Annotated in this window: 6 protein-coding genes; 1 reads left to right on the top strand and 5 read right to left on the bottom strand. The window is 63.3% G+C overall.

Features of this window, described 5'->3' with window-relative positions; all coding sequences use genetic code 11:
• From EN993_RS29140 to zwf, 3 genes are all read right to left on the bottom strand, one after another.
• Window positions 1–440 (bottom strand): dihydroxy-acid dehydratase (locus EN993_RS29140; protein ID WP_206532437.1); only part of this gene is annotated, 440 nt, incomplete at its 3' end.
• A 71-nt stretch (window positions 441–511) separates the two neighbouring features.
• Window positions 512–1,228 (bottom strand): 6-phosphogluconolactonase, encoded by a 717-nt coding sequence (pgl, locus tag EN993_RS29145; protein WP_127265513.1) that lies wholly within the window; start codon window positions 1,226–1,228, stop codon window positions 512–514.
• A complete protein-coding gene (zwf, locus tag EN993_RS29150; protein ID WP_109670254.1) occupies window positions 1,210–2,679 on the bottom strand; it encodes a glucose-6-phosphate dehydrogenase in 1,470 nt (489 codons plus the stop codon). The genes pgl and zwf overlap by 19 nt, the downstream gene beginning before the upstream one ends.
• Window positions 2,680–2,994: 315 nt before the next feature.
• On the opposite strand from zwf, the gene EN993_RS29155 reads away from it, so the two are divergent.
• Window positions 2,995–3,741, top strand: a complete 747-nt coding sequence (locus EN993_RS29155) for an SDR family oxidoreductase (RefSeq protein ID WP_126067705.1) — start codon at window positions 2,995–2,997, stop codon at window positions 3,739–3,741.
• 112 nt (window positions 3,742–3,853) lie between these two features.
• Here the strand turns inward: EN993_RS29155 and EN993_RS29160 are convergent, their stop codons facing one another.
• Together EN993_RS29160 and EN993_RS29165 are read right to left on the bottom strand one after the other, a co-directional pair.
• Entirely contained in the window at window positions 3,854–4,717 is an 864-nt protein-coding gene (locus tag EN993_RS29160) for an SH3 domain-containing protein (protein WP_164757879.1), read from the bottom strand.
• A 362-nt stretch (window positions 4,718–5,079) separates the two neighbouring features.
• On the bottom strand, window positions 5,080–6,366 hold the full coding sequence (locus EN993_RS29165) for an FAD-binding oxidoreductase (protein WP_109670593.1): 1,287 nt from the start codon (window positions 6,364–6,366) through the stop codon (window positions 5,080–5,082).
• Between the last annotated feature and the right edge of the window lie 71 nt (window positions 6,367–6,437).

Here is a 6,437-nt window from a genome sequence, read left to right on the forward strand (position 1 = left end):
AACATGTTGTGCGACAGGCCGATCGCCGCGGCCATGGCGATGACATCGCGCGAAAACAGCGACAGCTCCATGCCGGGCTGGCCTTGCGTGACGCCATCGCACATTGCCGGCACGCCACCGGCCACCTGCGCGATGCCGCCGGCTTCGCGTGCCGCGTCCTTGATCAGCGCCGGAAAGGTCTCGAACGGCTGATGTGCCGACAGCATGTCGTTGTAGGAGGTGATGATGCCGAGGTTCGGCACCTTGTCCGCACCCAGTGCCAGCTTTTCCGAGGGGCTGCACACCGCAAAGCCGTGGGCAAGATTGCCGCACGACAGCACGGCCCGGTTGGCGGTGCGGTTCGATGCCTCGGCGATGCGGCTGAGATAGCGCTCGCGGCCTGGCTTTGAACGCTGGCGGATGCGCTCGGTAATGGCTTCGATGTCGCGTCTGGCGGTCATGGTGTCGGTCCTTTCAGGCGAGGTCCCGGAACACAATCCGGCTGTCCGCCGGGACCCTCAGCAAGTTCAAATCAGGGTGCCCAGAAAACCTCTACGGGCCCGCGCGCGGCGTCGAGCACGGCGCGAATTGGCTTTCGCGGTCCAGGCGCAACCGCGCTGTCAAAGGCGGCGCGCTTGTCTTCGCCTTCGATGTGCAGCGCGATGAAGCCGGCATCGACGATGCGCGCCAGCGACAGGGTCAGCCGCGGCTCGCCCGCACTTGCCGCATGAACCGGCAGCACGATCCTGTCGGAAGACGGGTCGAGCAGCGTTGCCAGGTCGTCGGCATCGGGAAAGAACGAGGCGGTGTGGCCATCCGGCCCCATGCCGAGCACGACGACATCGAGCGGCCAGGGCAGGGACTGGAGCGCTGCATTGTCGGATGAAGCCGCATCCTCGATGCTGGTGGCTTCGTGATAGAGCGGCACGAAACGCGCCGCCCTGGCCGCGTTCTGCAGCAGATTGGCGGCCACCAGCCCGGCGTTGGAACGCGGCGAGGAGGCTGGCACGAAACGCTCGTCGACCAGCGTCACGATCACCTTGTCCCAGGCGATGGGTATCGCCGAAAGGGCGACGAAGAATTTTGCCGGCGTGGTGCCGCCGGAGACGGCGAGCAGCCCTGTGCCGCGCTCGGCTATTGCCTTGGTCAGGCGGCCGGCAACATGACCGGCAAGGGCGGCCGCCAGCTCCTGGCGCTCGGCGAAGCCGTTCCAGCTATAGGCGGCGCTGTTCAATTGCTCTCGTGCCATGTCCGCCCGTCACGTTCGATCAGCGCTATCGAGGCCGAGGGACCCCAGGTGCCTGCCGTATAGCCCTGCGCTTCCTGTCTGGCGCTTTCCCAGGCGTTCTGGATCGGGTCGATCCATTTCCACGCCGCCTCGACTTCGTCGCGGCGCATGAACAGGGTCTGGTTGCCACGGATGACATCCATGATCAGCCGCTCATAGGCATCCGGCGCGCGGCCATCGAAGGATTGCGCGAAGCTCATGTCGAGCGAGATCTGGCGCAGCCGCATGCCGCCCGGACCCGGGTCCTTGATCATGATGAACTGCTTGACGCCTTCGTCGGGCTGCAGCCGGATGACCAACTGGTTGGCGAAGATCGGCCCGGCGCTGTCGCCGAAGATCGAATGCGGGATCGGCTTGAATTCGATGACGATTTCCGAAACCCTGGTCGCCAGCCGCTTGCCGGTCCTGAGGTAGAACGGAACGCCCGCCCAGCGCCAGGTGCCGATCTCGGCCTTGATGGCGACGAAGGTCTCGGTGTTGCTGTCGTGGGCAAGCTCCTCGACATAGCCCTTTACAGCTCCGCTGGCCGAGGCGCCTGCGCGGTACTGGCCACGCACGGTGTGCTTCGGCGCCTCGTTGCCGTTGATGCGCTTCAACGCCCGCAGCACCTTCAGCTTCTCGTCGCGCACCGCGTCTGCATCCATCGACGACGGCGCTTCCATGGCGACGAGGCACAAGAGCTGCAGCATATGGTTCTGCACCATGTCGCGCAGCGCGCCGGCCTTGTCGTAATAGGTGACGCGGTCTTCCAGCCCAACGGTCTCGGCCACGGTGATCTGCACGTGGTCGATATGGGCGGAGTTCCACAGCGGCTCGTACAGCGCGTTGGCAAAGCGCAGCGCCATCAGATTCTGCACCGTCTCCTTGCCGAGATAGTGGTCGATGCGGAAGATCTGGCTTTCGTGGAAATCGTCGCCGACCAGGTCGTTGAGCGCTTGCGCCGAGGCAAGGTCGCGGCCGATCGGCTTCTCCAGCACGATGCGGGAGTTCGGCGTGATCAGATTGTGCTCTTTCAGCTTATGCGAGATATCGCCGAACAGCGCTGGCGCCACCGCCAGGTAGAAGGCGCGGATGCGGTCGCTGTCGCCGATCGCCTTCTTCAATTTGTCGAATCCGGCCCCGCTTGTCGCATCGGCCGAGACATAAGAGAGGCGTGCCAGAAAGGTCTTCAGTTCCTTGGCGTCGATATCGGCCGGTTTGACGTGCTCGGAGATCGCCTGCTTGGCGAAGGCCTGGAATTCCTCATCGCTCATCTTCGAGCGTGACGTGCCGATGATGCGCGTCGGCTCGGAGAATTGATGGTCGCGCTGGCGATAGTAGAGCGACGGCAGAAGCTTGCGCTCCGACAGATCGCCGGTGCCGCCGAAAATGATGAAGTCGAAAGGGTCGACGGGGATGATCTGGCTGGTCATGGTCTGTCCGCTTTGACGCCGGTCGCTGTGACGCGGCTGATATAATCTAATCGATTTAAATTTTCCAGTGCCATGGTGTCACATCTGGGTGTATGCGCCTGCCCCTTGACAGTCCGATGACCTGGGGGCTTGTCGACAGGCGCGGCTCCGGAAGCCTTCGCAGTTGCAGCATAGAGCGGGATCGAGGCGAAAGCCAAAGAAGAAATCGGCAATGACCGCACATCTTTCGACCAATCCGGTCAGAAGCCGTGGCTTTGCGCGGATGAGCGCCGTTGGCGCACTGGTAGACCGTCACCAGTCATGAGCGGGAAAAACATGCGTCTGGAAAACAAGGTTGCCGTCATCACTGGTGCCGCGTCGGGCTTTGGCGAGGGCATCGCCAGGCGCTTTGCCGAGGAGGGCGCCAGGGTCGTTGTCGCCGATCTCAATGCCAAGGGTGCGGAGCGCGTCGCCAGCGATATTGGTGAAGCGGCGATCTGGACCCAGACGGATGTTTCGCTGCGCTCCGAATTCGACGAGATGGTCTATGCCGCCAAAAGCGCCTTCGGCCGCATCGACATCATGGTCAACAATGCCGGCTACACCCATCGCAACGGCGACATGCTCAATGTCGACGAGGAAACCTTCGACCTGATCACCGCGGTCAACATGAAGGCGATCTATCACGCGGCGCTGGCCGTGGTGCCGATCATGGAACGGCAAGGCGGCGGCGTCATCCTGACCACCGCCTCCACCGCAGGTCTGCGGCCGCGACCGGGTCTCACCTGGTACAATGCGTCGAAAGGCTGGGCGATCACCGCCACCAAATCGATGGCGGTGGAACTCGCGCCGAAGAACATCCGCGTAAACTGCCTCTGTCCGGTTGCCGGCGAGACCGGCATGCTGGAGAAGTTCATGGGTGCCGATACGCCCGAAATCCGCGAGAAGTTTCGGGCATCGATCCCGCTCGGCCGGCTTTCGACGCCACTCGACATTGCTAACGCAGCGCTCTGGCTTGCCTCGGACGAGGCGGCCTTCATCACCGGTGTGGCGCTCGAGGTCGACGGCGGCCGCTGTATCTGAAAGCCTGGTGTATGTCGCCCAAAAGTGCGAAGCGATTTTGGGGCAACGAAATGCACCAAAACAAGAGGTACGCCAACGCAGCCAGCGTTTCGGCGACAGGTTGCGGTGGCTGTCAGGCGCCGGTCTTGATGTAGCTCTTGTAGACCCAGCCGGTCTTGCCGTTGTAGGTGATCTGGCACCATTGCTTGCAGCTCATTACCTGCACCGAGGTTCTCGCCGGCACCGTGCCGATGGCGGCGGCATTTTTCTTCGGACCGCTTCGCATGGTCACGGTCCTCAGGATACGCCCCGTTCCGGCGGCTGCGAGCTTCCTGGGCTTCGCCTTGGCCTGGCTGCCGTCGCTTTCCGCCGCCGCGGGCTGCTGCTCCGGCACTTGCGGCTGCACCGTGGGGATGGCTGCGGTTTGTGCGCCATCGGGATGGCTGCCCGCCGCTGCGGTCGGCGCGGCAACCTTGGCGAGTTCGGTGCTGGCATCAGTATCGGTTGCCGGCTGCACGAATGCCGCCGTCGGCTTGTCCGGCGCCTGTTCGGCCTGGTTCGCCATCTGGCTGGGAGCAGGCGCGTCCGAAGCGGATGCAGCCTTCGGCTGCGAACCGGTCCAACGAGGATCGTTGGCCGCGAGTGCTTGTACGTTGGTTTGCGCGGCCGCCACACTTGGTGAAACCGCGTCGGACTTGCGCGCCTGCGGCACGGCCGCCGCAGCGACTGCGGCCCCCACCGGGGCGATTTTCGTCGTTTTCACCGGAATGGTCGGAATGGTCTGCTCGGGGCTCGCGGCCGCCTGCCTGTCATTGGCCGGCAAAGCCAGCCACAGTGCCACCGCGGCGACGCCAAGCAGTGCGGCGGTGCCGATCGCGGCGATCACCAGATGCGAATTCGAACGGACTTCCTGCCAGAAGGACGGCCGCATGTCATATCCGAACTGCATGGCAAAGCGCCGACGTTCCGGCGTACCGAAACTGAAGGGCTCTCTCACTCTTGCCACCTCCATAAGCGGGCCGATGTTCTTTCGATCGAATGCCAAGAACCTGGCGCCAGATCTGCATCGGTCCCAAGAAACCAAAGCGGGCAAGCCCGCAGAATTCCCCGTCAGTCGCCCACAACCGGCATCTTTTGCCGGCGATTGTGGCATCACTACGCCTTCCTGCGATTCTGCACCTTTGCCGGGGATTCTGCAATGTGCCGCTACGGCAACAAATATTACAGCAATATTACAGGAATTCAGAACGATCCTGTCCAGCCTGAGGCAGGATCCCGAAAGTGGCTTCAGGCCCTCGCCAAAAATCATGCCAACCAGCAGATGGAACCGATCCTGTTTCCGTCGGGACGGAACAGGCTCTATATCCTGTCCCGTAGCGCAAACCAGTTGAGCGCCAGGAACAGCAGTGGCGTGCGGAAGCGCCGGCCGCCGGGGAACTGCGGGATTTTCAGATCCTCGATCAGCTTCAGCCGGTCGCGGTTGCCGGCAACGGTTTCGGCATAGAGCTTGCCGAAGAAGTTGGACAGCATGACGCCGTGGCCGGAATAGCCGCCGGCCGAGATCACATTGGGCATCACTTCGCGCACGAACGGCTTTCTCGGCACCGTGATGCCGACATAGCCGCCCCAGCCATGCGTGATCTCGACATCCCTGAGTGCCGGATAGAGTTCCGCGATCTGGCGGCGGATGTGGATGTGGATGTCCTTCGGATCGTTGACGCCATAAACCTCGCGTCCGCCGAACAGCAATCGCCCGTCCTTCGATCTGCGGAAATAGCGCACGACGAAGCGGGAATCGTCGACCGCCTCGCCGCCCGGCAGCACGTCTGAGTCCGCGCCCAGAGGAACGGTCGCGCCGATGAAGGAACCGATCGGCATGATGTGCGCCGCACTCACCGGCTCGAGCGTGCCGCCATAGGCATTGACTGCGATCAGGCATTTCTGCGCGGTCACCGTGCCTCTCGGTGTCGAAACCTTGACCTTGCCGCCATTGGAAATGATGCCGGTCGATGGGGTTCCCTCGAACAGCTGCGCGCCCGCTTGCGCTGCCACCCGCGCCGTGCCGATCACCAGCTTCATCGGGTGGATGTGGCCAGTGCCGGTGTCGCGCGTCCCGCCGAAATAGGCGGTCGAGCCCAACCGCTCCGCCGTCTCCTTGGCATCCATGAACGAAATATGCGGGTAGGAAAAACGGCTCGCCATGGTCTCGGCATGCGCCTTGTAGTCGTCGACGTAGCGCGGCTTGTGCGCCACCGAGAGCTGGCCCGGCATATAGTCGATATCGATCTGGTTGGCGGCAGTGAATTCGAGGAGATGCGTCTTCGCCTCTTCGGCGAGATCGAACAGCGCCTTGGCGCGGGAGAAGCCATACTCGGCTTCCAGCTCCTCTGCCCAGGCGCGTTGGCCGGTGCCGAGCTGACCACCATTGCGCCCCGAGGCGCCATCACCGAAGCGATACGCCTCGATCAGCACGACATTGGTGCCCGCCTTGGCCAGATGGGTTGCCGCCGACAGACCGGTAAAGCCGCCCCCGATGATGACGACATCGCATGTCCGGTCGCCATCCAGCGCCGGGTATTCAGGTCTCGGGCCGGCTGTGTCCTCGTACCAGGAGCGGCCGGGGGAGATCGGGGATTGGTAAGGCATGAGAAGTCCTAGGGCAGTAGGGCAGTAGGGCAGTAGGGCAGTAGGGCAGTAGGGCAGTAGGGCAGTAGGGC

The organism is Mesorhizobium sp. M7D.F.Ca.US.004.01.2.1, from assembly GCF_003997785.1.
GTDB lineage: Bacteria > Pseudomonadota > Alphaproteobacteria > Rhizobiales > Rhizobiaceae > Mesorhizobium > Mesorhizobium loti.

What these genes read in the sequence shown, in the direction of transcription:
- pgl (WP_127265513.1), bottom strand. Translation starts at nt 1,228, where the DNA reads ATGGCACGAGAGCAATTGAACAGCGCCGCCTATAGCTGGAACGGCTTC.
- zwf (WP_109670254.1), bottom strand. Translation starts at nt 2,679, where the DNA reads ATGACCAGCCAGATCATCCCCGTCGACCCTTTCGACTTCATCATTTTC.
- EN993_RS29155 (WP_126067705.1), top strand. Translation starts at nt 2,995, where the DNA reads ATGCGTCTGGAAAACAAGGTTGCCGTCATCACTGGTGCCGCGTCGGGC.
- EN993_RS29165 (WP_109670593.1), bottom strand. Translation starts at nt 6,366, where the DNA reads ATGCCTTACCAATCCCCGATCTCCCCCGGCCGCTCCTGGTACGAGGAC.